We start from the raw sequence: 26,573 nt of genomic DNA, 5'->3' as shown, positions 1-26,573 counted from the left end.
CATGGGGAGCGGCGGACCGCCGGGGGCGAGCGGTGCCGCCGCCGAGGTGCCCGGAGCCGGCTCGCCGGAACATGCGTGAGGGGCGACCACCGGCTGGTGGTCGCCCCCAGGGAAGTCTTCTGCCGGGCCCCGCGGCAGCGGTCAGTGGCCCTGTTCGTCCCGGCGCCGCTGCCAGCGCTGCTCGATCCGGTCCATCATGGAGCGCTTGGGGCGCACCCCGCGGCGAGCGGCGGCAGGAGGCTGCTCACCGGGCTTGGGAGCCTTGCGCCAGCCGGTGACCGCGAGCACGGCGCAGCCCAGCATCACGAGGAAACCCACCACACTGACCCAGATCAGCTGGGCGACCATTCCGGCCATGAGGAGCGCGATACCCACGAGGAAGCCCGCGACCGCCTGGTAGACCCGCCGCCGGGTGTACGTACGCAGCCCGTTTCCCTCAAGCGCTGACGCGAACTTGGGATCTTCGGCGTACAGCGCTCGCTCCATCTGCTCGAGCATGCGCTGCTCGTGCTCCGAGAGCGGCACGGAGTCCTCCTCATCGTGCAGTCGCCGGGGCGACCCGGGGGGTCCCTTCAGGATAGGCAGGGAATCGCCCCCGTGAAACCCGCCCCTCTACGCCAATTGGCCACCGGAGTCCGTCATGGGCGTCCCGGCTCGCTGAGGCTTCCATTCCCCGGCGGCCGACCCGTCATGCCGGGCGGCTTACCTCGATCATACGGCGCAAACCCCACGATCGGGGGGCTTGTGGCGTACTCCATCCGCCGACGAGCCCCTGATCAGCGGCGGGTCCCGGCGGTGCGCTCAGTCCTCGGCGGCACCCGGCGTCTCACCGAGCACGTGCAGCTGCGTGGCCACGGAGTGGAACGCGGGCAGTTCGGCCGCCGCTGCCTCCAGGTTGAGCAGCGCGTCGAGGGCGCCGGGCTCGGTGTCCACCAGGACGCCGGGCACGAGGTCGGCGAAGACCCGCACGCCGTGCACGGCGCCGACCCTGAGGCCCGCCCCCTCGACCAGCGCGGTCAGCTGGTCGGCGGTGAAGCGGCGCGGCATCGGGTCGCCGCTGCCCCACCGGCCGTCGGGACTCTGCAGCGCCTGCCGGGCCTCCGTGAAGTGACCGGCGAGGGCGCGGGCGAGCACCGCCCCGCCGAGCCCGGCGGCCAGCAGGCTGAGCACGCCTTCGGAGCGCAGGGCCGCGACCGCGTTGCGAACGCCCTCGGCCGGGTCGTCCACGTACTCCAGCACGCCGTGGCACAGCACGGCGTCGTAGCCGCCGCGCTCGACCACGTCGAACAGGCCGTGCGCGTCGCCCTGGACGCCGCTGACCCGGTCGGCGACGCCGGCCTCGGCGGCGCGGCGGCCCAGCGCGAACAGCGCGTTGGGGCTGGGGTCGACCACGGTGACGCGGTGGCCGAGGCGGGCGACGGGCACCGCGAAGTTGCCGCTGCCGCCTCCGGTGTCGAGGACGTCCAGCGAGTGCCGTCCCGTGGCCTTCACCCGGCGGTCGAGGGCGTCCTGGAGGACCTCCCAGACCACGGCGGTACGCAGCGAGGCCCGGGACGGGGAGGGGTCGGAGCACACCGACGCCCAGTGCGGGTGGTGAGGGGAGACGGGCGGGCGCATCGGGTCCGACACGGCTGTTGACTCCTCGGCGGGGCGGATGGCTTGAGGCGACTCCACCCTATTGCCTCCGGCGCCGTCCCGGTCACCGCGGCGACGTCCGGCCGGGACCGTCTCGCGCGTCGGACGAAGGGCGCACCACCCGTGGTCAGCCCGCGTCCGGGAGGTCACCGCGGGACCGCGGGCCGCCCCGGTCGTCGGCGTCCGGGCGGGGCTGGGGCAGGACCGGCTGGAGCACGAGCATCCGCTCGACGATGCGCAGGAACATCGCCACGTCCCGTATCAGGTCGTCCGCGTCCCGCCGGCTCGCCGCGCCCTGGATGCCCGCCTCGGCGCGGGCGCGCCGGGCGGCACCGGAGGCGAACAGGGCACTCCACTCCGTCAGTTCGGGGGCGATCTCCGGCAGCACCTCCCAGGCGCTGCGGATCCGGGCCCGGCGGCGCGGCGAGGTCTCGGGGCGGCCGCGGGCGGCGAGTACGGCGGCGGCGGTGCGCAGGGCGGCGAGGTGGGCCGTCGCATAGCGCTCGTTCGGCGCATCCAGGACGGAGGCCTCCTCCAGCGCGGCGCGGGCCTGGGCGAGCAGGTCGAGGGCGGCGGGCGGGGCCGTGGCCCGGCGGAGCACGGGGTGCACGTCGCTCGCCGGGCCGGTCAGTGAGGGGGCAGGGCCGGAGGCGCGGCGCCGGCGGGCGGCGGCTGCGGACGAGTAGGCCATGACGAACCTCCTGTCGTCTGGGTGACGGCACGGGTGCCGTATGTGCCCATCGTGAGGTATGGCACTGACAATCCGTTCTGACCTGCGGCTTTGCCTCGATCGTAGGTTCAGGCTATTTTTGAACTGACCAGTCAGTTCAAAAACATCGAAGGGCAGGGGGGGTTGTGGACGGCGTGGACGTCACGGCCGAGAACCTCGGACTCAGGGGGCCCCGGGGGTGGGCCTTCCGGGGCATCACGTTCGAGGCGGAGCCCGGCTCGCTGATCGCCATCGAGGGACCGTCCGGCTCGGGCCGTACGTGTCTGCTGCTCGCGCTCACCGGACGGATGAAGCCCACCGAGGGGGTGGCCACCGTCGGCGACGTCGGACTCCCGCGCCGCATGGCGGCGCTGCGCCGCGTCAGCGCGGTGGCCAACGTGGCCGGGGTGACCGACCTGGAGCCGGCCCTGACCGTGGGCGAGCACCTGCGCGAACGGGCCCTGCTGCAGCGCCGGTTCGGCGACTCCCTCCGCGAGGCGCTGCGCCCGCGGGCCCAGCGCACGCACGAGGCACGGCTGCGCGTCGACGCGGCGCTGGCCGCCGCCGGGCTGGACCTGGAGACGCTGCCCAAGGGCTCCCGGACGGCCGTACGCGACCTGGAGAGGGTGCAGGAGCTGCGGCTGTCCCTCGCGCTCGCCCTCCTCGGCCGGCCCCGGCTGCTGGGCGTGGACGACATCGACACGAAGCTCTCGGAGGCCGAGCGCGCCGAGGTCTGGGAATTGCTGCGCTCCCTCACGCGCGCGGGGACGACCGTGCTGGCCGTGTGCCGCAGCGCCCCCGAGGGCTGCGTGACCGTCTCCACCGGCGCGGACGGCAAGGACCGCGAGAGCACCCCGGAGAGCGACCCGAAGGAGGACGTCGATGCGCTCGCCTAGGCTGGCCGCGCTCGAACTGAGGCGCTTCGGGCGCGGCAGGCTGCCCCGCGCCGCCCTGGTCGCGCTGCTCGTGCTGCCCCTGCTCTACGGCGCCCTGTACCTGTGGTCGTTCTGGGACCCGTACGGCCGCCTGGACCGCATCCCGGTGGCCCTGGTGAACGACGACAAGGGCGCCACGGCAGGCGGCAAGAAGATCGCCGCGGGCGACGACATCGTCGACGGGCTGCGCGACAGCCGCACGTTCGACTGGCACGAGGTGAGCGACGCCGAGGCCCGCAAGGGCGTGGAGAACGGCACGTACTACCTGTCGCTGACCCTGCCGGCCGACTTCAGCTCGCGCATCGCCTCCAGTTCCGGCGACTCCCCGGAGACCGGCGCCCTCCAGGTGCGCACCAACGACGCGAACAACTACATCGTCGGCCAGATCTCCCGCACCGTCTTCAACGAGGTGCGCTCGGCCGCGTCCACCAAGGCCTCCCGGACCTTCCTGGACCGGATCTTCATCTCCTTCTCCGACATCCACGACAAGACCGTCACCGCCGCCAAGGGTGCCGACCAGCTCAACAGCGGCCTGGGGAAGGCCGAGAAGGGCTCCCGGGACCTCGCCGACGGCCTGAAGGACGCCAAGAGCGGCAGCGGCAAGCTGGCCAAGGGCCTGACGAAGCTGAACACGGGCGCCGCAGACCTGCAGGACGGCTCGCGCCGGGTCGCCGACGGCACCCAGGCGCTCGCCGACCGGGTCAACGGCGTCTACGGCAAGGCCGGCCCCTACCTGAAGGACAACCAGAAGACCATCGGGGACACCGCCAGGCTGGTCGCCGACTCGGCGAAGACCGTGGAGGACAACCTCGACGTCCTGGTGAAGCTCGCCCCGGGCGCCGCCAAGACCGCCCATGCCTCCGCCGCCGTCCTGGACGAGGTGTACAAGGCGCGCTGCACGACCCCGGCCCTCCCCGACCCCGTGTGCCCGGACCTGAAGCGGGCCAGGCAGGCCGCCGACGACGTGGCCGCGGTCGCCGACGACCTCAACACGCTGATCGCCGACCAGGACGGCGACCTGAAGACCATGCGGGACAACCTCGGCACGCTGCAGCAGCAGGCCCGGGCCCTCGCCGCGCGCGCACCGCACCTCTCGGGGGATGTCGGCGACGCCGTGAAGAGGATCAACAAGCTGAACGACGGCGCACACAAGGTCGCCGACGGCGCCAAGAAGCTGCACACCGGGCTCGGCACCGCCCGGACCGGCGCGGCGAAGCTCCACAAGGGCATCGGCACCGCCGAGTCCGGCGCCCAGACCCTGAACGGCGGCATCTACAAGCTGGCCGACGGGTCCGGCAGGCTCGCCGGCGGCCTGCACGACGGCGCGAAGAAGATCCCCGACTACGACCGGCACGACCGCGACCGGCGCACCGGCGTGATGGCCGACCCGGTCCAGCTGGCCTCCCACGACCTGCACAAGGCGCCCAACTACGGCACCGGCTTCGCCCCTTACTTCATCCCGCTGTCCCTGTGGGTGGGCGCGATGGTGGCCTACATGCTGATCCCGCCGCTCAACCGGCGTGCCCTGGCGGCCGGTTCGCCGGCCTGGCGGATCGCGTTCGCCGGCTGGCTGCCGGTGGTCGCGTTGAGCGCGCTCCAGGTGGCCGCCCTGATGGCCGTGCTGCACTGGGCGATCGGGCTGCAGATGATGCGGGCGGCCGGCACGATCGGGTTCCTGTTCCTGGTCACCGCGTGCTTCGCGGCGGTCGTGCAGTGGCTCAACGCCCGCTTCGGCGCGGCCGGCCGCATCCTGGTCCTGGCGCTGCTGATGCTCCAGCTGACCTCGGCGGGCGGCACGTATCCCGTGCAGACCAGCCCGCACTTCTTCAACGCCATCCATCCGTTCCTGCCGATGAGCTACGTCGTGGAGGCGCTGCGCCGGCTGATCACGGGCGGCGGTCTCGGACCGGTGTGGCAGGCGTGCGCGGTGCTGGCCGCGTTCACCGCGGGCGCCCTCGCCCTGACCGCCGTCGCGGCCCGGCGCCGGCAGGTGTGGACGCTGGACCGGCTGCACCCGGAACTGGCCCTGTGATCGCCGGGGATCCCCCGCACGCGGGCTTACCTGTGAGAATCGGTGCCATGGAAAGCAGCAGCGCCAGGCCCGGCGGCAGCACCCGCCGGGAGGCCACCCGGCAGAAGCTCTACGAGGCGGCCGTCACGCTCATCGCCGAGCAGGGCTTCTCCGCGACCACGGTGGACGAGATCGCCGAGCGGGCCGGAGTGGCGAAGGGCACGGTCTACTACAACTTCGCGAGCAAGTCGGTCCTCTTCGAGGAACTGCTGCGGCACGGGGTCGGGCTGCTCACCGCCTCCCTGAAGAAGGCGGCCGACGACACCGCGCGCGCGGGCGGCGGCAAGGTGGACGCGCTGGACGCGATGGTCCGCGCGGGCCTGGTCTTCATCGACCGCTATCCGGCGTTCACCCAGCTGTACGTGGCCGAGCTGTGGCGCACCAACCGGGCCTGGCAGTCCACGCTGATGGTGGTCCGCCAGGAGGCCGTCGCCGTGGTCGAGGGCGTGCTGCGCGAGGGGGTGGCGGCCGGCGAGTTCAGCGACGAGATCGACATCCAGTTGACGGCGGCGGCCCTGGTCGGCATGGTCCTGGTGGCCGCCCTGGACTGGAAGTCGTTCCAGCCGGAGCGGTCCCTGGACGACGTCCACGCGGCGCTCTCCCGGCTGCTCCAGGGCCGGGTCAGCGGGAAGGGCTGAGCGGGCCGGCGCACGCGGAGGGCGCCGGTCCGCTGCCGGACCGGCGCCCTCCCGTTCCCCGTGCTCCCCCGTACTCCCCGTACGGTCTCCCCCGTTGGTCCCCCGTGGATGGTCGTCCCCGGGTCCCCCGACTCGCTTCCGCCGACGGATCGGCGGAAGGAGCGGCAGGGACGGCGGGCGCCGTTCCGCCGCCCCGTGCCGGCGGTGCCGGGCCGCGCCCCGTGCCGTGCCTCAACTGTCCCGTCCGCGGGGGCCGCCGCCCATCCGCGCGGGTACTCATCTCGCCGCCTAGGTACGGATACTCACGCATCCGCGCGCGTGCCCGCCGGTCCGGCCCGCCGTCTGGCTACGATCGCGTCCGTGTCCGTACTCCCCTTGGTCTTCACCAGCGGCTGGGCGAGCGGCATCAACGCCTACGCGGTGGTGCTGCTGCTCGGCCTGTTCGGTCTGACGGGGGTGAGCGACGACGTCCCGCAGACGCTGCAGCGCCCCGAGGTGCTGATCACCGCCGGGGTGCTGTTCCTGTGCGAGGCGGTCGCCGACAAGATCCCCTACGTCGACTCGGCGTGGGACGCGGTGCACACCGTGGTCCGCCCGCTCGCGGGCGCCTGGGTGGGCGCGCTGCTCGCCGGGCACAGCGGCTCGCTGTCGGACGTGGCGGCCGGGCTGATCGGCGGTTCGACGGCGCTGGCGGGCCACACGGTCAAGGCCGGAACGCGGATGGCGGTCAACACCTCGCCGGAGCCGTTCAGCAACATCGCGCTCAGCCTCGCCGAGGACCTCGGGGTCGGCGGCATCGTCTCTCTGGCGATCTTCCATCCGGAGGCGGCCGCGGTCATCGCGGCCGTGCTGCTGGCCGCGGGGCTTGTGGTGCTGCTGTTCCTCGTCTCCCGCATCCGGCGCTTCCTGCGCCGCCGGGTCCAGCGACGCGAGGAGCGCCGGCTGGCCTCGCGGGCGCCCTGACCGCCCGCGGGCCCCGCTGTCAGTGGCGGTCGATAAAGTCGCAGGCATGGCACGGATTGCGGTGATCGGCGCCGGGATGGGCGCGATGGCGGCCGCCGCCCGGCTGGCCGTCGCGGGCCACCGGGTGGTGGTGTACGAGCGCACGGACACCTACGGCGGTGCGGTGCGCCGCTTCGAGCGGGACGGGTTCGCCTTCGACACCGGCCCGGGACTGCTGACCCTGCCCGCCGTCTACCGCGACCTGTTCGTCAAGACCGGCAAGGAGCCGCTGGAGGACTGCGTCGAGCTGGTCCAGGTCGATCCGTCCGCGCGGCACGTCTTCGCGGACGGCACCGAGGTGTCCCTGCCGAACGCCTCGCGCGCGGGAGTCGTCGCGGCGCTGGACGCGGCGCTGGGCGGGGGCGCGGGCGAGCGGTGGGGCGACTTCCTGGTGCGGGCCCGCGAGGCCTGGGACCGCACACGCCGGCCCCTGCTGGAGGAGCCGCTGTGGCCCAACTGGCAGGTGCTGGCCGGGAAGGAGCCGTATCCGGCCGTCCCGCACCGGCGCCTGCTGCGTACGCGGCACGCGCGCACACTGTCCGAGATCGGCTCCATCGAGCTGCGCGACGAGCGTCTCGCGGCCCTGCTGGAGAGTTCCGCGCTCTCCTACGGCCTCGATCCGCGCAGCGCGCCGGCGAGCGCGGCCGTGCTGCCCTACATGGAGCACGCCTTCGGCACCTGGTACGTGCGCGGTGGCATCCGGGAGCTGGCGCGCGCGGTCTACGAGAGGTGTGTGCGGCGGAAGGTCGAGTTCGTCTTCGGCGCCGAGGTGACCCGGGTGCTGGAGAAGGACGGCCGGGCCACGGGTGTGGAGCTGGCGGGCGGCGAGGTGGCCGAGGCGGACTTCGTGGTGGCCGGTGTCACCCCGGACACCCTGGACCGGTTCGTCACGGGCCCGGCCCTCCGGGGCGGCGGCGAGGTGGCGCCGCAGCGCCGGACGCCGAGCCGGCTGACGGTGCTGCTCGCCCTGCGGGGCGAGCGGCCCGCAGGCGCAGCCCACCGGACCGTGGTGCACGCGGAAGACCGCGAGGCGGAGCGGGAACTGCTGTTCGGCGACCCGGGCGGGATGGCGGCGCGGCCGACCGTGACCGTGCTGCGGCCGGGCGACCCGGCGCTGGTGCCGGACACAGCGCATGAGTCGGTCGTCCTGGTCTCGACGGTCCCGGCCCTGCCCCAGGGGGAGGGCTCGGCGGGGCGGGAGGTCTACGACCGGCACGCCGAGGACATGATCGCGGTGGCGGAGCGGGCGGTGCCGGGGCTGCGGGACCGCATGCTCTGGCAGGAGGTGCGCTCCCCCGCCGCCGTCGAGGAGGCCACGGGAGCCGTGGGCGGCGCGATACCGGCCCCCGCGCTCGCGGCCGGCGCCGGACGCCTGCTGCACCCCGGCAACTCCACCGGGCTGGCCGGCCTCTTCACCGTCGGCGGCTGGTCCCACCCCGGCGGCGGACTGCCGCACGCGGGCATGTCCGGCGCGCTGGTGGCGGGGCTGATCGTGGAGGGCCCGGGCTTCCGGGGCTCCCAGTGAGCGGGGTCTGAGCCTCAGAAACGGTACTGCTCGTCGTACCCGGGCCCGGGCTGCTGCTGCCCCTGGCCCTGGTACGGGTACGGCTGCTCCTGCGGGAGCTCGCCTCCGTAGGTCTCGTCGCTGCGCTGCTGCGGCACCCACACCCCGGCGGCCGGGGTCTCGCCGTAGCCGCCGGTGGCGTACGCGTCCTGGGCGTAGCCCTGCTGGCCGTACTGCTGGGCGTAGCCGGTGTCGTAGCCGCCGTAGGCCTGGGTGCCGACGTACGGGTCGGAGTAGTTGGCGTAGCCCTGCTGGCCGCCGGTGTCGTAGCCGTAGGCCTGCTGGCCGTAGCCGGAGTAGTCGTAGGCGTACGCCTCCCCGCCCTGCGGCTGCTGCTGGGCGGTGCCCGCGTAGGCGGCGGTGTCGCCGTAGACGCCGTAGTTGCCGGTGTCCTCCGGCAGGGGCTGCGGCTCGTAGACGGCGGTGGTCTCGGCGGCGGTGGCGTGGGCGGGGGTGAAGACGTCGTCGCGGTCGTAGTCCCCGTAGTCGCCCTGGGTCCCGGCCTGGGCGTAGGCGTCCTGGCCGGCCTGCTGCTCGTCGCCGGCCTCCGCGTCGGCGTCGTCCGGCGGTTCGGGGCGGTCCGCCCTGCCGCGGCGGCGCCTGCCGTCGTCGGGCTCGTCCTCGGCGTCGGGGCGCCGGACCGCCCAGCCCGCCGCGAAGCCGCGGCGGAACGACAGCGTGACATAGGTCTGGCCGATCGCGAAGGCGATCGCACCCACCCCGATCACGACGACGGACGGCATCAGGACGCCGAGCACGACGCCGAGGAAGCCGACGAAGGCGAGCAGGCGCCAGCGCAGGCGCGCCTTGTACTGCAGCAGCACCTCGCCCAGCAACCACAGTGCGACGATGCCGAACGCGATGTAGAGGACCGTCCAGCCCATGTACGCCCCTCTCCCAGTGACCGTTACGCAGTGTGTCGTATCGCGGTGCGGCCGGTCTAGGCCTGCGGGGGATGGTGCAGGCCCAGGTTCTCGTAGATTTCCAGGGTCGCCGTGGAGTTGTTGAGCGTGATGAAGTGCAGTCCGGGCACTCCCTCGGCCAGCAAGCGCGCGCAGAACTCCGTGGCGAAGTCGATACCGATGGAGCGTACCGCCGCCGGATCGTCCTTCGCTGTGAGGATCCGCTCTTTCAGGGCGTCCGGGACGTGGGCGTTGCTCAGACTGGGCAGCCGTTGCAGCATCTTCACGCTGGTGACCGGCAGAACCTCCGGGATGACCGGGGTGTCGCAGCCCGCGGCCACCACGCGGTCGCGCAGCCGCAGATACGATTCCGGCTGGAAGAACATCTGTGTGATGGCGTAGTCGGCGCCCGCACGGCACTTGTCCACGAAGTGGGTGACATCGGTGTCCCAGTCCACGGAGCGGGGGTGCATCTCCGGGAACGCGGCGACGCCCACGCAGAAGTCACCCGACTCCTTGATGAGCCGGACGAGTTCGGCCGCGTAGGTCAGGCCCCGGGGGTGCGGGACCCACTCGCCCATCGGGTCGCCGGGCGGGTCGCCGCGCACGGCGAGCATGTTGCGGATCCCGGCGTCCGCGTACTGGCCGATGATGTTGCGCAGTTCGGCGACGGAGTGGTCGACCGCGGTGAGGTGGGCGACCGGGGTGAGCGTGGTGTCGGCGACGATCTGCTCGGTCTCCTTGACCGTGCCCGCGCGCGTGGAACCGCCGGCGCCGTAGGTCACGGAGACGAAGTCGGGCGCGACCGCCTCGACCCGCCGGAGCGCGCTCCACAGGTTCCGCTCGCCCTTGGGGGTCTTCGGCGCCGAGAACTCGAACGAGTACGTGGTCTTGCCGCTGGCGAGCATGTCGCGCACGGTACGTGCGCGATCAGTCCTGGTGGATGCGGTTCCGAGGGCCATATTCGCAGGTTAGCCAGGGGTGGGCCGTCCCCCAACCGAAGGCCGGAAATTTGCCCGAATTGTCGATTTCCTGTCCACCCCTTGGACAGGACGCCGGTACCACCCGGCACGCCGCCCGGAATCCGGCCCTCTAGGGCCGGCGCAGCCGCTTGGCGAACTCGGCCGCGGCGGCACCCGGGTCGTCGGCCTCGGTCAGTGCGCGGACCACGACCACCCGGCGGGCCCCGGCCTCCAGCACCTCGTCGAGGTTGCCGAGGTCGATGCCGCCGATGGCGAACCAGGGGCGGTCGGTGCCGAGGGCGGCGGTGCGGCGGACCAGGTCGAGGCCGGGTGCGGGCCGGCCGGGCTTGGTCGGGGTGGGCCAGCACGGGCCGGTGCAGAAGTAGTCCACGCCTTCCTGGACGGCGGCCGCGGCGGCCTCCGCCTCGGTGTGGGTGGAGCGGCCGATCAGCACGCCGTCGCCGAGTATGGCGCGGGCCGCCGGGACCGGCAGGTCGCCCTGGCCGAGGTGCAGCACGTCGGCGCGGGCGGCATGGGCGACGTCGGCGCGGTCGTTGACCGCGAGAAGCTTGCCGTGCCGGGCACACGCGTCGGCGAAGACCTCCAGGTGCGCCAGTTCCTCGGCGGCCTCCATCCCCTTGTCGCGCAACTGCACGATGTCGACACCGCCGGCCAGGACCGCGTCCAGGAACTTGGGGAGGTCTCCCTGCCGCTTGCGGGCGTCCGTGCACAGGTACAGGCGGGCGTCGGCGAGCGCGGCGCGGGCGGTGTCGGACATGCGTGGTCCCCCTGGTCGGTGTCCCTGGCGATGGTGCGGGTGGCGTGCGGGCCACCGGCTCGCACGCCACCCTCCTGAGCGGGTCGGCTCAGACGGCGAGCGCCTGGGCCCGGCGCTTCACCTCCGTGCCGCGATTCTCGCTCAGGGCCTGCGCGGGGGTGCCGGGCAGGGTCGGGTCGGGGGTGAAGAGCCACTCGATCATTTCTTCGACCGTGAAGCCGTCGTCCCTCAGCAGCGTCAGGGTCCCGGACAGGCCCTTGACGACCTTGTCCCCGTCGATGAAGGCGGCGGGGACGTGCAGCGCCCGGTTCTCACCTCGGCGTACGGCGATGAGCTGGCCCTCCTTGACCAACTGCCGCACGCGCGTCACCTCGACGCCGAGCTGTTCGGCGATGTCGGGGAGGGTGAGCCAGGCGGGGACGAGAGCATCGATCTTTGCGTCAATCTCGGTCACGGAACCCAGCGTAGGCGCTCCGCTGGGTCTGCCGCGATGTGTCGTCGTCCGTCCGCGGGTCCGTCGTGGCTGGTGACGCTCCTGTGGACACCTGCCGACACGGCCGCGCGTGGCGTTCGGCGGGCGGCCGGGACATCCCGCAGCCCACGCCGCGGCGGGCCGACCAGGCTGCCTGCGCGGGGCACACCGGCTGGGCCCCACGACGAGCGGGCCGGCTGCCAGATGCCCCCGCCCGCCCACGGGACCCGCGCGGCCGGCGACGCCCCCGGGGATACGGGCCGGCACCATCGCGCATCCTTTTCAGCGGGCGGCCAGCCCAAAGCACCCGATGCGGCCCGCACAGGGCGAACCAACCGCGCCCCGCGACGAACGGACCGGCTGCCAGACGCCCCCGCCCGCCCACGGGACCGGTGCGGCCGGCGACGCCCCCGGGGATGTGGCGTTCGGCGTGCGGGCAGGGTCAGGGGGTCTCCCGCTGCCCGGTCGGCGACAGCCGCATGCGCGGCGGGGGCGGGCAGGGGCGCGCCGCCGGGGCCGGCGCCAGGACCCGGATCGTGGGTCGGCGGTCCGGGCTCCGTCAGTCGGCCGTGGCGTTCTTCAGGGGGCGGGCGGGGTCGCTCAGGGACTGCGGGGACATGCGACGGCCCGCCTCGATCAGGCGGCGGCCCTGGGCGAGGTCGCGTGGGCGGCCCACCGCCAGGACGGCCACCAGGCGGTCCTCGCGCAGCCAGCAGACCGACCAGGCGGGGCCCGCGGGGTCGCCGCGCCGGACCAGCCGGTCGGCGGCGGCGTGGTGGCCCGCGTACTGCACGAAACGGCCGAACTGCTCGGACCAGAAGTACGGCACCGGGTCGTAGACGGCCGCGGTCTCGCCGAGGATGTGCGCGGCGACCGTGCGCGGGCCCTGCAGGGCGTTGTCCCAGTGGTGGACGAGCAGCCGCTCGTCGTAGCGCGCCGAGGGGAAGGACGCGCAGTCGCCGACGGCGTACACGTCCGGCACGGAGGCCCGCAGGTGGGCGTCCGCGACGATCTCGCCGCGCGCGCCCAGTTCGATGCCGGAGCCGGCCAGCCACGCGGTGGCGGGGCGGGCGCCGATGCCGACGACGACCGCGCCCGCGGGCAGCCGCGTGCCGTCGGCGAGGACGACCGCGCCGGGCTCGACGCGCTCCACGCGCGCGTGGGTGCGCAGTTCGGCGCCCGCGTCGGCGTACCAGGCGGCCATCGGGGCGGCGACCTCGGCGGGCAGGGAACCGGGGAGCGGCCGGTCGGCGGCCTCCACGACGGTCACCGCGCACCCCGCCTCCCGGGCGGCGGTGGCGAACTCGGCGCCGATCCAGCCCGCGCCGACGACCACGATGTCGTGCTGCCGGCTCAGCACCGGCCGCAGCCGTTCGGCGTCGTCCAGGGTGCGCAGCAGGTGCACCCCGGGCACGCCCTCGGTGCCGGGCAGCGTGATCGGCTCGGCGCCGGTGGCGAGGACCAGGACGTCGTACGGGACCGGCCCCGCCTCGGTGTCCAGCTCGTGCTCGGCGGGCCGCACGCCCTGCGCCTCGCAGCCGAGCCGGAGGTCGACGCCCAGCGAGTCGAAGTCCACGTCGAAGGCGGAGTCCTCGGCCTTGCCGAGCAGCACGGCCTTCGACAGCGGCGGGCGGTCGTACGGCTGGTGCGGCTCGGCGCCGATGACGGTCACGCCGCCCTTGAAGCCCTGCTCCCGCAGGGCGACCGCGGTCTGCACCCCGGCCATGCCCGCACCGACGACGACCACGCGCCGCACCGGGGACGTGCCCTCGTGCGCTGTCTGCTCCCTCATCCGATCACGATAAACAACTGACGAACTGTCAGTCAGCGGGCGGGTGCGGTGACCTCTTCCACAACGCTCGTGCCGGAGCCCGGCTGCGACTCCCACTCCCAGGTCTCCTCGAGCCGCACCCGCCCGTCGGGCAGCTCCACGACCGTGGACACGCAGTGCCCGGAGGCGGTCCTCCCGTCGGTCCTGAGCTGCACGTACCGGAAGTCCACCCGGTCCCCCTCGCGGGTGCCCACCAGATGGCCGCGCACGACGTCGCCACCGGCGTACTCGGCCCACACCTCGCCGTCCTTCTCGTGGTACGCGAACCGGGTCCGGGTACCCACCTGACCTGGCGCTTGGTCCGAGACGGGGGCGAGGATCAGTCCGTCCAGCGAGCGGGCCACGGCGGAGGGCTCCTTACGGGTGACGAGTACGGCGGGCTAGGGTAACCCCCGTACAAGCACTCGCGGGAGCCCGGACGCACCGGGCTGAGAGGGAGGCTGGCGGCCTCCGACCGTACGAACCTGATCCGGGTCATGCCGGCGAAGGGAGGGGCTGGACGCCCATGTCGTCACGTACGTCCGACGTCCTCGTCATCGGGGGCGGGATCATCGGCCTGGTCACGGCCTGGCGCGCCGCGCAGCGCGGGCTCGCGACGGCCGTGGTCGACCCCGCGCCAGGGGGCGGGGCCGCGCAGGTCGCGGCCGGGATGCTGGCCGCGGTCACCGAACTGCACTACGGCGAGGAGACCCTGCTCGCCCTCAACCTGGAGTCGGCCCGCCGCTACCCCGGTTTCGCGGCCGAGCTGACCGAGCTGACCGGCCACGGCCTCGGCTACCGCCGCTGCGGCACGCTCGCGGTCGCGCTGGACGCCGACGACCGCGCCCACCTCCGGGAGCTGCACGCCCTGCAGCAGCGCTCGGGCCTCGCATCGGAGTGGCTGTCGGGGCGGGAGTGCCGCCGCCTGGAGCCGATGCTGGCACCCGGCGTGCGCGGCGGGCTGCGCGTCGACGGCGACCACCAGATCGACCCGCGGCGGCTGGCCGCGGCCCTGGTGGCCGCGTGCGAGCGGGCCGGGGTGGCGTTCCACCGGGCCTGGGCAAAGCGGCTGGACGTGGTCGGGGACCGGGCCGCGGGGGTCACCACCGCGGACGGCACCGCGCTGCGCGCCGGGCAGGTGGTGCTGGCGGCCGGCAGCCTGAGCGGGCGGCTCCCGGGCGTGCCGGACGAGCTGCTGCCGCCGGTGCGGCCGGTGAAGGGCCAGGTGCTGCGGCTGACCGTGCCGCGGCGGTTCGCGCCGTTCCTGAGCCGGACCGTGCGGGCCGTGGTCCGCGGCAGCCAGGTCTACCTGGTGCCCCGCGAGGACGGCGAGCTGGTCGTCGGGGCCACCAGCGAGGAGCTGGGCTGGGACACGACGGTCACCGCGGGCGGCGTGTACGAGCTGCTGCGCGACGCGCACGAGCTGGTGCCGGGCATCACCGAGCTGCCGCTCACCGAGACCCGCGCCGGGCTGCGCCCCGGCTCCCCCGACAACGCGCCGCTGCTCGGCCCGTCCGGGCTCGACGGGCTGCTGCTGGCCACCGGGCACCACCGCAACGGGGTGCTGCTCACGCCGGTCACCGGGGACGTGCTGGCGCACGCCCTCGTCACCGGCGAACTCCCCGATGAAGCCCGTCCGTTCACGCCCAAGCGCTTCGGCGCCGTCCGCTCGGAGCAGCCCGCATGACCGCCTCCGTCACCATCTCCGTCAACGGCGAGCGCCGCCAGGTCTCCCCGGGCACCGCGCTCGACACCGTCGTACGTTCACTGGTCGCGGCGCCCTCCGGGGTGGCGGCCGCCGTCAACGAGACCGTCGTCCCGCGCGCGCAGTGGCCGGCCACGGCGCTGGCCGAGGGCGACCGGGTCGAGGTTCTCACCGCCGTCCAGGGAGGCTGAGCCATGGCCGACGATCCCTTCGTCCTCGGCGGGGTGTCCTTCGGGTCCCGGCTGATCATGGGCACGGGCGGGGCGCCCAGCCTGGACGTGCTGGAGCGGGCGCTGGTCGCCTCGGGCACGGAGCTGACGACGGTCGCGATGCGGCGGGTTGACCCGTCCGTGCACGGTTCGGTGCTGTCGGTGCTGCGGAAACTGGGCATCCGGGTGCTGCCGAACACGGCGGGCTGCTTCACCGCCGGGGAGGCCGTGCTCACCGCCCGGCTGGCCAGGGAGGCGCTCGGCACGGACCTGGTCAAGCTGGAGGTCATCGCCGACGAGCGGACGCTGCTGCCGGACCCGGTGGAGCTGCTGGAGGCCGCGGAGACACTGGTCGACGACGGCTTCACAGTGCTGCCGTACACCAATGACGACCCGGTGCTGGCGCGGAAGCTGGAGGACGTCGGGTGCGCGGCGGTCATGCCGCTGGGGTCGCCGATCGGGTCCGGCCTCGGGATCCGCAATCCGCACAACTTCCAGCTGATCGTCGAGCACGCGCGCGTGCCGGTGATCCTCGACGCCGGGGCCGGTACGGCGTCCGACGTCGCCCTGGCGATGGAGCTGGGGTGCGCGGGCGTGATGCTGGCGTCGGCCGTGACGCGGGCGCAGGAGCCGGAGCTGATGGCGACCGCCATGAAGCACGCCGTGCAGGGCGGCCGGCTGGCCCGGCTGGCCGGGCGGATCCCCCGGAGGTATCTCGCGGAGGCGTCCTCCCCGACGGAGGGGATGGCCCGGCTGGATCCCGAGCGGCCCGCGTTCCCGTCCCCCGCTCGCCTCCCGGAACGGTGATCGCACCCTTGTTCGTGTGAAGCGTCACAGGTCGGCTGCAGTACGGGCCCGGGAGCGGTCTCACCCGGGGCTGTGTCGGTCGGTGCTCGTACACTCCCCTGCGTGGATACGACCCTTCAGGACCCCCTCGTCGGGCAGGTGCTCGACGGCCGGTACCGCGTGGACGCGCGGATCGCGGTCGGTGGGATGGCCACGGTCTACCGGAGCCTGGACACCCGCCTGGATCGCGTCCTCGCGCTGAAGGTGATGCACCCGACCCTGGCGGCCGACGGGTCCTTCGTCGAGCGGTTCATCCGGGAGGCGAAGTCCGTCGCCCGGCTGGATCACCCGAACGTGGTGCAGGTCTTCGACCAGGGGACCGACGGGTCGTACGTGTACCTGGCGATGGAGTACGTCGCCGGGTGCACCCTGCGGGACGTGCTGCGCGAGCGCGGTGCGCTGCAGCCGCGGGCCGCACTGGACATTCTCGAGCCCGTGCTCGCCGCGCTCGGCGCCGCGCACCGGGCCGGGTTCGTGCACCGGGACATGAAGCCCGAGAACGTGCTGATAGGCGACGACGGCCGGGTCAAGGTCGCCGACTTCGGGCTCGTGCGGTCCGTGGACACGGTGACCAGCACCACGGGTGCCGTGCTCGGGACCGTGTCGTACCTGGCGCCCGAGCAGATCGGGCAGGGCGTCGCCGACCCGCGCGTCGACGTGTACGCGTGCGGTGTCGTCCTCTACGAGATGCTGACGGGCGCCAAGCCGCACGCCGGGGACTCGCCCGCGCAGGTGCTGTACCGGCACGTCCACGAGGACGTGCCGCCGCCCTCGGCGCTCGTGCCGGGGCTGCCGTACGAGCTGGACGAGGTGGTCGCGTCGGCCACCGCGCGCACCCCCGGCATCCGGCCGCACGACGCGGTGGCCCTGCTCGCCCAGGTGCGCGTGGCGCGCCGGGCGCTGACCGAGGAGCAGCTGGACGCGCTGCCGCCGCAGGCCCGGTCGGCGGAGCACGACAACGCCGAGGACCGTACGAGCGTGATCCCGCGCTCACTGACGGTGCCGCGCCCGCTGCCCGTCAACGAGGACGAGGCCCCCGGCGACGGCGTCAGCCGCACCGCGCGGTTCCAGAGCGAGCCCGTGCCGCCCCGGGGGTCCCACCGGCTGATGCTCGCGGTCGTCGCCGCCGTACTGCTGGTGCTCGGCGTGGGCGCCGGGATCTGGTACATCAACTCCGGGCAGTTCACGCGGGTCCCGCCGCTGCTGTCGCAGACCGAGGCGCAGGCCAGGGACCGGCTGGAGGCGGCCGGGCTCGACGTGGGGAAGGTGAAGCGGGAGTACGACGACACCGTCAAGCGCGGCACGGTGATCAGCAGCGATCCGGCGCCCGGGGCCCGCATCCGCGACCACGACTCGGTGGCGCTGACCGTCTCGCTCGGCCCGGAGACGGTGAACGTGCCGGACGTGCAGGGCCGGCCGCTGGCCGAGGCGCGGGCGCGGCTGAAGGCGGACGGCCTCGAGCCGGGCATGGTCACCCGGCAGTTCAGCGAGGACGTGCCCCAGGGGTCCGTGATCTCCACGACCCCGCGGGCGGGCACCCGGCGGCACGCGGGCTCGGCGATCGCGCTGACCGTCAGCAAGGGCAGCCCCGTCGACGTGCCGGACGTGACCGGCGACGACCTGGACAGCGCCCGGCAGGAGCTGACGGATGCCGGTCTGAAGGTGAGGATCGCGCCCGAGCGGGTCAACTCCGAGTACGACAAGGGCAAGGTCGCCCGCCAGGACCCCGGCGACGGCGGCCAGGCCGCCCAGGGCGACACGGTCACGCTGACCCTGTCCAAGGGCCCGGAGATGGTCCAGGTGCCCGACGTGGTCGGCGACAGCGTCGACGACGCCCACAAGGCGCTCGAGGGCGCCGGGTTCAAGGTCGACGAGGACCGCGGCCTGCTGGGCCTGTTCGGCGACACCGTCAAGAAGCAGTCCGTACCGGCGGGGCGGACGGCCCCCAAGGGGTCCACGGTCACGATCACCATCCGGTGACCGGGGTGCGCCGTGCCCGGGCATCGGCGCCGGCGCGCCGGTGCGGCCGTACCCTGATCGGGGGTTCCCCCACACGTCCTGGCATGCTGGGTGGGTCATGACTTCCTCTGCTTCTCGCCCCGTGCTCCGCAATCCGGTCGGCGGTCACGTCCCCGTGGCCGGCGGGCTGCACTCCGTGGGGCTGTCGTACGCCCGCGAGCTGGCGGCCGAGACCGTGCAGGTCTTCGTCGCCAATCCGCGGGGCTGGGCCACGCCCGCCGGCAGCCCGCGGCAGGACGAGGCGTTCCGCGAGGCGTGTGCCGAGGCGGCGATCCCGGCGTATGTGCACGCGCCCTATCTGATCAACTTCGGCTCGCACACCGAGGCGACCGTGGAGCGGTCGGTGGAGTCGCTGCGGCACTCGCTGCGGCGCGGGCGGGAGATCGGCGCGCTGGGCGTGGTGGTGCACACCGGGAGTGCGACCGGCGGGCGGAGCCGGGCGGTCGCCCTGCGGCAGGTGCGCGAGCGCGTGCTGCCGTTGCTGGACGAGCTGACCCACGACGACGACCCCTTCCTGCTGCTGGAGTCGACGGCGGGGCAGGGCGCCTCGCTGTGCTCGCGGACGTGGGACTTCGGGCCGTACTTCGAGGCGCTCGACGCCCATCCGAAGCTGGGCGTCTGCCTGGACACCTGCCACATCTTCGCCGCGGGACACGACCTGACCGGGCCGAGCGGCATGCACCAGACCCTGGACCTGCTGGTGCAGACCGTCGGCGAGGGGCGGCTGAAGCTGATCCACGCCAACGACTCCAAGGACGTGGTCGGCGCGCACAAGGACCGGCACGCGAACATCGGCGCCGGCCACATCGGCGAGGACCCGTTCCGGGCGCTGATGACCCACCCCGCGACCGCGGGCGTGCCGCTGGTCATCGAGACGCCCGGCGGCAAGGAGGGGCACGCGGCGGACGTGGAGCGGCTGAAGAAGCTCAGGGACGGCTGAGCCGGCCGGTCCGGCCACGCCCCCGCGGGCCCGTCACAGCTCGGGTCCGTCCCCCGGTTCCTCCTGGTACGAGTACCGCTGTTCCTTCCACGGGTCGCCGACGTTGTGGTAGCCGCGTTCCTCCCAGAAGCCGCGGCGGTCGGCGGTCATGTACTCCACGCCCCGCACCCATTTGGGGCCCTTCCAGGCGTAGAGGTGGGGCACGATCAGACGGACCGGGAAGCCGTGCTCGGCGGTGAGGAGTTCGCCGTCCTTGTGGGTGGCGAAGATCGTGCGGTCGGCGAGGAAGTCCGTGAGGCGCAGGTTGGAGCTGAAGCCGTACTCCGCCCAGACCATCACGTGGGTGACGTCCGGGGCCGGCGGGGCCAGGTCCACGATCGCACGGGCCGGGATGCCGCCCCACTCCGCGCCGATCATGCTGAACTTCGTCACGCAGTGCAGGTCGGCGACCACGGTGGTGTACGGCAGCGCCGTGAACTCCTCGTGGCTCCAGCAGTGCTTCTCGCCGTCGGCGGTGGCCCCGAAGACCCGGAAGTCCCAGCGCTCGGGGCGGAACTTCGGGACGGGTCCGTAGTGGGTGACCGGCCAGCCGCGCTGGAGACGCTGACCCGGCGGAAGCTCGGACCCAGCCGTTGCTCCAGACGCGCGCTCCACCGGATGACCCATGTATCCATCCTGACAGACCTCGGGCAGTGCCCTTGACCACCCCTGAACAAATAGGGCAAATGACACTAATCCAGGACGTACTTAATGAGTGCGCACTTACTGGACGATCTTCGCCACCGGTGCGATCATGCCCCGGCACACCCTCCCCCGTTGTCCCGTGTGGAAGGAGCCGCTGCGATGCAGGGCGACCCCGAGGTCATCGAGTTCCTCAACGAGCAGCTCACCGGCGAGCTGACCGCGATCAACCAGTACTTCCTGCACGCGAAGCTGCAGGAGAACAACGGCTGGTACAAGCTCGCCAAGTACACGCGGCACGAGTCGTTCGACGAGATGAAGCACGCGGAGGTGCTCACCGACCGGATCATCTTCCTGGAGGCCCTGCCCAACTACCAGCGGCTGTTCCACGTCCGGGTGGGGCAGAGCGTGCGGGAGATGTTCGAGGCGGACCGGCAGATCGAGGTGGAGGCGATCGACCGGCTGCGGCGCGGGATCAAGGTGATGCGCGAGAAGGGCGACATCACGTCCGCGAACATCTTCGAGGACATCCTCGCCGACGAGGAGCACCACATCGACTACCTCGACACCCAGCTGGAGCTGCTGGACAAGCTCGGCGAGGCGCTCTACCTCGCGCAGGTGATCGAGCAGCCGGAGACCTAGGCCGCCTCGGGGAGCGCGGGAGCGCCGGGAACATCGGGAACGCCGGGGAGGTCGGACAGCACCGGCCTGCCCTGGTCGGCCAGCTCTCGACGGGGGCAGGCGCCGCGGCCGAGCAGGGCCTGGATGCGGCGTACGCACGAGCCGCAGTCGGTGCCCGCCTTGCAGGCGGAGGCGATCTGCCGCGGAGTGCAGGCGCCGCCCTCCGCATGCTGCTTGACCTGGGCCTCGGTGATACCGAAGCAGCTGCACACGTACACGGGGTCTCACCTCCCGACGGGATCGCCGTAGTCACTGCCATCCCGTTCCCGGTGAGGCAAACCTAACCTAACCCATGGCCCGGAGTCCGCAAAAGGGGAAGGGGCGCGGATCCGCTGTGATCCGCGCCCCAGAGCGTTGTCGCTCACTGGTCCCGGTACATCTCCGCGACCAGGAACGCCAGGTCCAGCGACTGGCTGCGGTTGAGCCGCGGGTCGCAGGCCGTCTCGTAGCGCTGGTGCAGGTCGTCGACGAAGATCTCGTCACCGCCGCCCACGCACTCGGTGACGTCGTCGCCGGTCAGCTCCACGTGGATGCCGCCCGGGTGGGTGCCGAGCGCCTTGTGGACCTCGAAGAAGCCCTTGACCTCGTCGAGCACGTCGTCGAAGCGGCGGGTCTTGTGCCCGGAGGCCGCCTCGAAGGTGTTGCCGTGCATCGGGTCGGTCACCCAGGCCACCGTCGCGCCGGACGCCGTGACCTTCTCGACCAGCTCGGGAAGCCGGTCGCGGATCTTGTCGGCGCCCATGCGGACGATGAAGGTCAGCCGGCCCGGCTCCCGCTCGGGGTCGAGGCGGTCGATGTACTGCAGCGCCTCCTCGGCCGTGGTGGTCGGGCCGAGCTTGATGCCGAGCGGGTTGCGGATCCGCGAGGCGAACTCGATGTGCGCGCCGTCCAGCTGCCGGGTGCGCTCACCGACCCACACCATGTGCGCGGAGACGTCGTACAGCTGCCCGGTGCGCGAGTCGACCCGGGTCAGGGCGGACTCGTAGTCCAGCAGCAGCGCCTCGTGCGAGGAGAAGAACTCGACGGTCTTGAACTCCTCCGGGTCGGTGCCGCAGGCCCGCATGAAGTTCAGCGCGTTGTCGATCTCCCGCGCGAGCTGCTCGTAGCGCTGGCCCGACGGCGAGGTCCGCACGAAGTCCTGGTTCCAGGCGTGCACCTGGCGCAGGTCGGCGTAGCCGCCGGTGGTGAAGGCGCGCACCAGGTTCAGCGTGGAGGCCGAGGCGTGGTACATGCGCTTGAGCCGCTCGGGGTCCGGGATGCGGGACTCGGGCGTGAAGTCGAAGCCGTTGACGGAATCGCCCCGGTACACCGGGAGCGTCACGCCGTCGCGGGTCTCGGTCGGCTTGGAGCGCGGCTTGGAGTACTGCCCCGCGATCCGGCCGACCTTCACCACGGGCACGGAGGCCGCGTAGGTCAGGACGGCGCCCATCTGGAGCAGCGTCTTGAGCTTGTTGCGGATGTGGTCGGCGGACACCGCGTCGAAGGCCTCGGCGCAGTCGCCGCCCTGGAGGAGGAACGCCTCTCCCTTGGCGACGGACGCCATCCGGGCGCGCAGCTGGTCGCACTCACCCGCAAAAACCAGCGGAGGATAGCTCGACAGCTCGGCAACGACGGTGCGCAGAGCCTCGGCATCGGGGTACTCGGGCTGCTGCGCCGCGGGCAGGTCTCGCCAGGTGTTGCCGGCACTCGGGCTGGTCTTAGCGTTCACGGTCACCTCGTAAACATTACGGGGTTGTGTCCCGTGTTCTACGCGTCGCTCGAAAAGTGAGACGGGGTGACTGACTCGTGGACGCCCGGCCGCTGCGGTAGGGTGCCTTCCATGTTGTTCGCGCCGTCGATCCAGACCTGGTGGTGGACCGCTTCTCCGGCGGCCCGCTGACTGCGCGTACCCAGACTTCGCGAAGGCCGCCCGAGGGGCGGCCTTCGGCGTTCCCGGGGTCGTTCCTCTCCGTCAGAAGATCGAGAAGGAGTCCGACCCGTGAATCTGCAGGACCTGCTGTCCGACCCCCGCCCCTTCGCCCTGCTGCGCCGCCGCGTCCCCGGCCGGGCGGAGCACCCGGTGGAGGTGCTGCTCGGCCCGGTGACCCGCCGGGACCGGCTGGCCGAGCTGCCCGACGAGGGCCTCGCCCTCGTCCCGTTCCGGCAGATCCACGAGCGCGGCTTCGACGTCCGCGACGACGGCACACCGCTGCTGGTGCTGACCCCCGAGGAGTCGTACGAGATCCCGCTGGACGAGGCCCTGCGCGGGCTGCCGAGCCACGAGGTGCGGGTGGCGGGCGGGGGCTTCGACGTCGGCGACGAGGAGTACGCGCGGATCGTCGGGCGGGTGCTGGAGGAGGAGATCGGCCGGGGCGAGGGCGCCAACTTCGTGATCCGGCGGACGTACGAGGGGTCCGTCCCCGGGTTCGGCCGCGCGGACGCGCTCGCGCTGTTCCGGCGGCTGCTCGAGGGCGAGCGGGGCGCGTACTGGACCTTCGTGGTGCACACCGGGGATCACGACGGGCCCGAAGGGCCTTGTGGGCGGACTCTGGTCGGCGCCAGCCCCGAGGTGCATGTGCGGATGTCCGGGGGGACCGTCGTCATGAACCCGATCAGCGGCACCTACCGCTATCCCGCCGAGGGGCCGACCCCGGAACACCTGCTCGGCTTCCTCGCCGACGGCAAGGAGATCGAGGAGCTGTCGATGGTCGTCGACGAGGAGCTGAAGATGATGTGCACCGTCGGCGACATGGGCGGGGTCGTCGTCGGGCCGCGCCTGAAGGAGATGGCGCACCTCGCGCACACCGAGTACGAGCTGCGCGGCAAGTCCTCCCTGGACGCGCGGGAGGTACTGCGGGAGACGATGTTCGCGGCGACGGTCACGGGGTCGCCGGTGCAGAACGCGTGCCGGGTCATCGAGCGGCACGAGGTCGGGGGCCGCGGCTACTACGCGGGTGCGCTGGCCCTGCTCGGCCGCGACTCCGGGGGCGCGCAGACGCTGGACTCCCCCATCCTGATCCGCACCGCCGACATCGACGCGGCCGGCCGGCTGCGGGTCCCCGTGGGCGCGACGCTGGTGCGCGGCTCGGACCCGGCGGGCGAGGTCGCCGAGACCCACGCGAAGGCGGCGGGCGTGCTGGCGGCGCTCGGGGTACGGGCCTCGCGGCCGCAGGCGGAGCGGGAGCGGCCGCGGCTGGCCGACGACCCCCGGGTGCGGGCCGCGCTGGACGGGCGGCGGGCCTCCCTGGCCCCGTTCTGGCTGCGGATGCAGGACCCGGCGCGCGAGCCGACCGGCCGGGCCCTCGTGGTGGACGGCGAGGACACCTTCACCGCGATGCTGGCGCACGTGCTCCGCTCCGGCGGACTGGAGGTGACCGTACGGCGGTACGACGAGCCGGGGCTGCGCGCGGCCGTGCTCGCGCACGAGGGGCCGGTGGTGCTCGGCCCCGGCCCCGGTGACCCGACCGACCTGGCCGACCCGAAGATGCGGTTCCTGCGCGAGCTGGCCGCCGCCGTGATCCGGGAGCACCGGCACGGGGTGCTGGGCGTCTGCCTGGGACACGAGCTGATCGCGGCCGAGCTGGGGCTGGACATCGTCCGCAAGGAGGTGCCGTACCAGGGGGCGCAGACCACGATCGATCTGTTCGGGCGGCCGGAGACCGTCGGCTTCTACAACAGCTTCGTCGCCCGCTGCGGCGACGAAGCGGCGCGGGAGCTGGCCGCGCACGGCATCGAGGTGAGCCGGGCGGCGAACGGGGAGGTGCACGCGCTGCGCGGCGCCGGGTTCGCCGGGGTTCAGTTCCACCCGGAGTCGGTGCTGACGCTGAACGGGGCCGCGGTGGTGCGGGAGCTGGTCGGCCGGCTGCGCGGGACGAGCCCGGCGAGGTGAGCGGTTCCGGGGCCTGGGGACCGCCGGTCCGCGGGCCCCGGAAGCGGGCGGTCAGCCGAAGAACACCCCGACCTCTTCGTACAGCTTCGGGTCGACCGTCTTCAGCTTGGCCGTGGCGTCGGCGAGCGGGACGCGGACGATGTCGGTGCCGCGCAGGGCGACCATCGTGCCGAAGTCGCCGTCCCGCACGCAGTCGATGGCGTGCAGGCCGAAGCGGGTGGCGAGCCAGCGGTCGAAGGCGCTGGGGGTGCCGCCGCGCTGGATGTGCCCGAGGACGGTGGTGCGGGCCTCCTTGCCGGTGCGCTTCTCGATCTCCTTGGCGAGCCACTCACCGATCCCGGACAGCCGGACGTGCCCGAAGGAGTCCAGCGACTCGTCCTTCAGGACCACCTCGCCGTCCTTCGGCATGGCGCCTTCGGCGACCACGACGATCGGGGCGTACGAGGCCTTGAAGCGGGAGGTGATCCAGGCGCACACCTGGTCGAGGTCGAAGCGCTGTTCGGGGATGAGGATCACGTTGGCGCCGCCGGCCAGGCCGGAGTGCAGGGCGATCCAGCCGGCGTGCCGGCCCATCACCTCGCAGACCAGCACCCGCATGTGGGACTCGGCGGTGGTGTGCAGGCGGTCGATGGCCTCGGTGGCGATGTTGACCGCGGTGTCGAAGCCGAAGGTGTAGTCGGTGGCGGACAGGTCGTTGTCGATCGTCTTGGGCACGCCGACGCAGGGCATGCCGTACTCGTCGGACAGCCGCGCGGCGACCCCCAGGGTGTCCTCGCCGCCGATCGCGATGAGGGCCTCGACCTCGCACTTGGCCAGGTTGTCCTTGATCCGGCGGATGCCGCCCTCCACCTTGAGGGGGTTGGTCCGCGAGGAGCCGAGGATGGTGCCGCCGCGGGGCAGGATGCCGCGCACGGCGGGAATGTCGAGGCGGACGGTATCTCCTTCCAGGGGTCCCCGCCAGCCGTCCCGGAAGCCGACGAAGTCGTAGCCGTACTCCTGCACACCCTTGCGCACGACGCCCCGGATGACGGCGTTGAGCCCGGGGCAGTCGCCGCCTCCGGTCAGTACTCCGACGCGCATGAAATGTCCCTTCGCCGCGGTTGCCTGACGCTCAGTCACGCTAATGGTGATTCGCGTCACATCGGGAGAGGCGGGAAGGGTGATTCCGGCGCGTTGCGCCGGAAGTCGGGTCATGCGTCGTCGAGTCCGCGCTCGATCGCGTACCTCACCAGCTCGACCCGGTTGTGGAGCTGGAGCTTGCCGAGGGTGTTCTGGACGTGGTTCTGGACCGTGCGGTGGGAGATGACGAGGCGTTCGGCGATCTGCTTGTAGCTCAGGCCCTTGGCGACGAGCCGCAGCACCTCCGTCTCCCGCTCGGTCAGCCGGGGTGCGCCCGGCTCGTCGGCGTCGGGGGCGGGCGCCGGCTCGGCGGCCAGGCGCCGGTACTCGCCGAGGACCAGGCCGGCGAGGCCGGGGGTGAACACCGGGTCGCCGACGGCGGTACGGCGCACCGCGTCGAGGAGTTCCTCGGTGGAGGCCGACTTCAGCAGATAGCCGGTCGCGCCGGACTTCACCGCCTCCAGCACGTCCGCGTGCTCACCGCTCGCCGAGAGGACCAGAACGCGCAACGCCGGGTTGTGCGCCACCAGTTCCTTGCACACCTGGACGCCGGGCTTGGCCGGCAGGTTGAGGTCCAGCACGAGGACATCGGGGTCGGTGGCCTTCGCGCGGCGGACGGCCTGCTCGCCGTCGCCGGCGGTGGCGACCACCTCGAAGCCGGACTCGGTCAGGTCCCGGGCGACCGCGTCGCGCCACATGGGGTGGTCGTCGACCACCATGACCCTGGTCGCGCCCTGCTGCTGTGTCATGCCTGCTCCGTCTTCTTCCCCCGCGCCCGTGCGGCGCCCTTCGGTGCCTTGGGTACCTTCAGTTCGACCTCCGTGCCCTGCCCGGGCACGGAGACCAGCTCGGCGCTGCCGCCGAGGTCGCGCAGCCGGCCCCGGATCGACTGGGCCACGCCGAGCCGGCCCTCGCTCTCGGCCTGGGCGAGCCGGCCCTCGGGGATGCCGGGCCCGTCGTCCCGGACGGTGACGACGACCTCGTCCGGCTCGTCCTCGACCAGGATCCAGGCCCGCGCCTCCTGGCC

28 protein-coding genes and 1 riboswitch are annotated in these 26,573 nt (G+C 73.1%); of the genes, 13 read left to right on the top strand and 15 right to left on the bottom strand.

All coding sequences use genetic code 11. The features are described 5' to 3' along the window. Positions 1-141: 141 nt before the first annotated feature. The 3 genes from ACLU3S_RS22240 to ACLU3S_RS22230 form a co-directional block, all read right to left on the bottom strand. Positions 142-525, bottom strand: a complete 384-nt coding sequence (locus ACLU3S_RS22240; protein ID WP_413953682.1) for a DUF3040 domain-containing protein — start codon at positions 523-525, stop codon at positions 142-144. 276 nt (positions 526-801) lie between these two features. Further along, on the bottom strand, positions 802-1,629 hold the full coding sequence (locus ACLU3S_RS22235; RefSeq protein WP_413953681.1) for a class I SAM-dependent methyltransferase: 828 nt from the start codon (positions 1,627-1,629) through the stop codon (positions 802-804). Between the two features lie 133 nt (positions 1,630-1,762). Beyond that, a complete protein-coding gene (locus ACLU3S_RS22230; RefSeq protein WP_413953680.1) occupies positions 1,763-2,326 on the bottom strand; it encodes an SAV_6107 family HEPN domain-containing protein in 564 nt (187 codons plus the stop codon). Between the two features lie 164 nt (positions 2,327-2,490). On the opposite strand from ACLU3S_RS22230, the gene ACLU3S_RS22225 reads away from it, so the two are divergent. From ACLU3S_RS22225 to ACLU3S_RS22205, 5 genes are all read left to right on the top strand, one after another. After that, the gene (locus tag ACLU3S_RS22225; protein WP_413953679.1) at positions 2,491-3,240 is read left to right on the top strand and encodes an ATP-binding cassette domain-containing protein; all 750 of its coding nucleotides are present in this window, start codon (positions 2,491-2,493) and stop codon (positions 3,238-3,240) included. Further along, complete coding sequence (locus ACLU3S_RS22220; RefSeq protein ID WP_413953678.1) at positions 3,227-5,311, top strand: YhgE/Pip family protein; 2,085 nt, start codon at positions 3,227-3,229, stop codon at positions 5,309-5,311. The genes ACLU3S_RS22225 and ACLU3S_RS22220 overlap by 14 nt, the downstream gene beginning before the upstream one ends. A gap of 47 nt (positions 5,312-5,358) precedes the next feature. Continuing rightward, the gene (locus ACLU3S_RS22215; protein ID WP_413953677.1) at positions 5,359-5,988 is read left to right on the top strand and encodes a TetR/AcrR family transcriptional regulator; all 630 of its coding nucleotides are present in this window, start codon (positions 5,359-5,361) and stop codon (positions 5,986-5,988) included. Between the two features lie 360 nt (positions 5,989-6,348). Continuing rightward, positions 6,349-6,951 (top strand): DUF4126 domain-containing protein, encoded by a 603-nt coding sequence (locus ACLU3S_RS22210; RefSeq protein WP_413953676.1) that lies wholly within the window; start codon positions 6,349-6,351, stop codon positions 6,949-6,951. A gap of 46 nt (positions 6,952-6,997) precedes the next feature. Then, positions 6,998-8,515, top strand: coding sequence for a phytoene desaturase family protein (locus ACLU3S_RS22205; RefSeq protein WP_413953675.1), 1,518 nt, complete (start codon positions 6,998-7,000; stop codon positions 8,513-8,515). 14 nt (positions 8,516-8,529) lie between these two features. Here the strand turns inward: ACLU3S_RS22205 and ACLU3S_RS22200 are convergent, their stop codons facing one another. From ACLU3S_RS22200 to ACLU3S_RS22175, 6 genes are all read right to left on the bottom strand, one after another. Then, positions 8,530-9,438: a hypothetical protein gene (locus ACLU3S_RS22200; RefSeq protein ID WP_413953674.1), complete on the bottom strand. Its 909-nt coding sequence runs from the start codon at positions 9,436-9,438 to the stop codon at positions 8,530-8,532. 56 nt (positions 9,439-9,494) lie between these two features. Continuing rightward, complete coding sequence (gene metF, locus ACLU3S_RS22195; RefSeq protein WP_413953673.1) at positions 9,495-10,418, bottom strand: methylenetetrahydrofolate reductase [NAD(P)H]; 924 nt, start codon at positions 10,416-10,418, stop codon at positions 9,495-9,497. A gap of 130 nt (positions 10,419-10,548) precedes the next feature. Further along, positions 10,549-11,196, bottom strand: coding sequence for a thiamine phosphate synthase (gene thiE / locus ACLU3S_RS22190; protein WP_413953672.1), 648 nt, complete (start codon positions 11,194-11,196; stop codon positions 10,549-10,551). An 88-nt stretch (positions 11,197-11,284) separates the two neighbouring features. Further along, positions 11,285-11,650 (bottom strand): Rv2175c family DNA-binding protein, encoded by a 366-nt coding sequence (locus tag ACLU3S_RS22185; RefSeq protein WP_055707421.1) that lies wholly within the window; start codon positions 11,648-11,650, stop codon positions 11,285-11,287. Positions 11,651-12,227: 577 nt separating this feature from the next. Next, positions 12,228-13,460 (bottom strand): NAD(P)/FAD-dependent oxidoreductase, encoded by a 1,233-nt coding sequence (locus ACLU3S_RS22180; protein WP_413953671.1) that lies wholly within the window; start codon positions 13,458-13,460, stop codon positions 12,228-12,230. Between the two features lie 32 nt (positions 13,461-13,492). After that, the gene (locus tag ACLU3S_RS22175) at positions 13,493-13,843 is read right to left on the bottom strand and encodes a hypothetical protein (RefSeq protein ID WP_413953670.1); all 351 of its coding nucleotides are present in this window, start codon (positions 13,841-13,843) and stop codon (positions 13,493-13,495) included. A gap of 52 nt (positions 13,844-13,895) precedes the next feature. Further along, positions 13,896-14,007, top strand: a riboswitch (TPP riboswitch). On the opposite strand from ACLU3S_RS22175, the gene thiO reads away from it, so the two are divergent. The 5 genes from thiO (at position 14,005) to ACLU3S_RS22150 (ending at position 19,197) form a co-directional block, all read left to right on the top strand. After that, positions 14,005-15,165, top strand: a complete 1,161-nt coding sequence (thiO, locus tag ACLU3S_RS22170) for a glycine oxidase ThiO (protein ID WP_413953669.1) — start codon at positions 14,005-14,007, stop codon at positions 15,163-15,165. (Overlaps the previous riboswitch by 3 nt.) Continuing rightward, complete coding sequence (gene thiS, locus ACLU3S_RS22165; protein ID WP_413953668.1) at positions 15,162-15,374, top strand: sulfur carrier protein ThiS; 213 nt, start codon at positions 15,162-15,164, stop codon at positions 15,372-15,374. The genes thiO and thiS overlap by 4 nt, the downstream gene beginning before the upstream one ends. A 3-nt stretch (positions 15,375-15,377) precedes the next feature. Next, positions 15,378-16,199, top strand: a complete 822-nt coding sequence (locus ACLU3S_RS22160) for a thiazole synthase (protein WP_413953667.1) — start codon at positions 15,378-15,380, stop codon at positions 16,197-16,199. Between the two features lie 102 nt (positions 16,200-16,301). Continuing rightward, a complete protein-coding gene (gene pknB, locus ACLU3S_RS22155; RefSeq protein WP_413953666.1) occupies positions 16,302-18,218 on the top strand; it encodes a Stk1 family PASTA domain-containing Ser/Thr kinase in 1,917 nt (638 codons plus the stop codon). Between the two features lie 97 nt (positions 18,219-18,315). Further along, a complete protein-coding gene (locus ACLU3S_RS22150) occupies positions 18,316-19,197 on the top strand; it encodes a deoxyribonuclease IV (protein ID WP_413953665.1) in 882 nt (293 codons plus the stop codon). A 33-nt stretch (positions 19,198-19,230) separates the two neighbouring features. Here the strand turns inward: ACLU3S_RS22150 and ACLU3S_RS22145 are convergent, their stop codons facing one another. Next, positions 19,231-19,863 carry a sulfite oxidase-like oxidoreductase gene (locus tag ACLU3S_RS22145; RefSeq protein WP_413953664.1) on the bottom strand — a complete coding sequence of 211 codons (633 nt, stop codon included), beginning with the start codon at positions 19,861-19,863 and terminating at the stop codon, positions 19,231-19,233. Between the two features lie 177 nt (positions 19,864-20,040). Here ACLU3S_RS22145 and bfr point away from each other — a divergent pair, with 177 nt between their 5' ends. Further along, positions 20,041-20,520 carry a bacterioferritin gene (gene bfr / locus ACLU3S_RS22140; protein WP_413953663.1) on the top strand — a complete coding sequence of 160 codons (480 nt, stop codon included), beginning with the start codon at positions 20,041-20,043 and terminating at the stop codon, positions 20,518-20,520. On the opposite strand, the gene ACLU3S_RS22135 is transcribed toward bfr, so the two are convergent. Further along, a complete protein-coding gene (locus tag ACLU3S_RS22135) occupies positions 20,517-20,777 on the bottom strand; it encodes a bacterioferritin-associated ferredoxin (RefSeq protein ID WP_413953662.1) in 261 nt (86 codons plus the stop codon). The two genes, bfr and ACLU3S_RS22135, sit on opposite strands and share 4 nt — an antisense overlap. Positions 20,778-20,920: 143 nt before the next feature. Then, positions 20,921-22,273, bottom strand: a complete 1,353-nt coding sequence (locus ACLU3S_RS22130) for a class II 3-deoxy-7-phosphoheptulonate synthase (protein ID WP_413953661.1) — start codon at positions 22,271-22,273, stop codon at positions 20,921-20,923. A gap of 105 nt (positions 22,274-22,378) precedes the next feature. Here ACLU3S_RS22130 and ACLU3S_RS22125 point away from each other — a divergent pair, with 105 nt between their 5' ends. Beyond that, complete coding sequence (locus ACLU3S_RS22125) at positions 22,379-22,438, top strand: trp operon leader peptide (RefSeq protein ID WP_413953683.1); 60 nt, start codon at positions 22,379-22,381, stop codon at positions 22,436-22,438. Between the two features lie 99 nt (positions 22,439-22,537). Continuing rightward, positions 22,538-24,427: an anthranilate synthase family protein gene (locus ACLU3S_RS22120; RefSeq protein WP_413953660.1), complete on the top strand. Its 1,890-nt coding sequence runs from the start codon at positions 22,538-22,540 to the stop codon at positions 24,425-24,427. Positions 24,428-24,478: 51 nt separating this feature from the next. Here the strand turns inward: ACLU3S_RS22120 and ACLU3S_RS22115 are convergent, their stop codons facing one another. The 3 genes from ACLU3S_RS22115 to ACLU3S_RS22105 all read right to left on the bottom strand — a co-directional run. Continuing rightward, entirely contained in the window at positions 24,479-25,507 is a 1,029-nt protein-coding gene (locus ACLU3S_RS22115; RefSeq protein ID WP_413953659.1) for a 6-phosphofructokinase, read from the bottom strand. Positions 25,508-25,617: 110 nt separating this feature from the next. Beyond that, positions 25,618-26,295, bottom strand: a complete 678-nt coding sequence (locus ACLU3S_RS22110) for a response regulator (protein WP_413953658.1) — start codon at positions 26,293-26,295, stop codon at positions 25,618-25,620. Next, a partial coding sequence (locus ACLU3S_RS22105) for an ATP-binding protein (protein WP_413953657.1) occupies positions 26,292-26,573 on the bottom strand: 282 nt, incomplete at its 5' end. The genes ACLU3S_RS22110 and ACLU3S_RS22105, both read right to left, overlap by 4 nt.

This window comes from Streptomyces sp. AF1A, from assembly GCF_047340315.1.
GTDB lineage: Bacteria > Actinomycetota > Actinomycetes > Streptomycetales > Streptomycetaceae > Streptomyces.
The sequence above is the reverse complement of the archived record's forward strand: the minus strand, read 5'-3'. Positions and strand labels throughout refer to the sequence as shown.

Coding starts and splice junctions, on each gene's coding strand:
- ACLU3S_RS22145 (WP_413953664.1), bottom strand. CDS start 19,863: ATGGGTCATCCGGTGGAGCGCGCGTCTGGAGCAACGGCTGGGTCCGAG.
- thiO (WP_413953669.1), top strand. CDS start 14,005: ATGTCGTCACGTACGTCCGACGTCCTCGTCATCGGGGGCGGGATCATC.
- thiS (WP_413953668.1), top strand. CDS start 15,162: ATGACCGCCTCCGTCACCATCTCCGTCAACGGCGAGCGCCGCCAGGTC.
- ACLU3S_RS22215 (WP_413953677.1), top strand. CDS start 5,359: ATGGAAAGCAGCAGCGCCAGGCCCGGCGGCAGCACCCGCCGGGAGGCC.
- thiE (WP_413953672.1), bottom strand. CDS start 11,196: ATGTCCGACACCGCCCGCGCCGCGCTCGCCGACGCCCGCCTGTACCTG.
- ACLU3S_RS22230 (WP_413953680.1), bottom strand. CDS start 2,326: ATGGCCTACTCGTCCGCAGCCGCCGCCCGCCGGCGCCGCGCCTCCGGC.
- ACLU3S_RS22115 (WP_413953659.1), bottom strand. CDS start 25,507: ATGCGCGTCGGAGTACTGACCGGAGGCGGCGACTGCCCCGGGCTCAAC.
- ACLU3S_RS22205 (WP_413953675.1), top strand. CDS start 6,998: ATGGCACGGATTGCGGTGATCGGCGCCGGGATGGGCGCGATGGCGGCC.
- ACLU3S_RS22220 (WP_413953678.1), top strand. CDS start 3,227: ATGCGCTCGCCTAGGCTGGCCGCGCTCGAACTGAGGCGCTTCGGGCGC.
- bfr (WP_413953663.1), top strand. CDS start 20,041: ATGCAGGGCGACCCCGAGGTCATCGAGTTCCTCAACGAGCAGCTCACC.
- ACLU3S_RS22200 (WP_413953674.1), bottom strand. CDS start 9,438: ATGGGCTGGACGGTCCTCTACATCGCGTTCGGCATCGTCGCACTGTGG.
- ACLU3S_RS22150 (WP_413953665.1), top strand. CDS start 18,316: ATGACTTCCTCTGCTTCTCGCCCCGTGCTCCGCAATCCGGTCGGCGGT.
- ACLU3S_RS22160 (WP_413953667.1), top strand. CDS start 15,378: ATGGCCGACGATCCCTTCGTCCTCGGCGGGGTGTCCTTCGGGTCCCGG.
- metF (WP_413953673.1), bottom strand. CDS start 10,418: ATGGCCCTCGGAACCGCATCCACCAGGACTGATCGCGCACGTACCGTG.
- ACLU3S_RS22180 (WP_413953671.1), bottom strand. CDS start 13,460: ATGAGGGAGCAGACAGCGCACGAGGGCACGTCCCCGGTGCGGCGCGTG.
- ACLU3S_RS22110 (WP_413953658.1), bottom strand. CDS start 26,295: ATGACACAGCAGCAGGGCGCGACCAGGGTCATGGTGGTCGACGACCAC.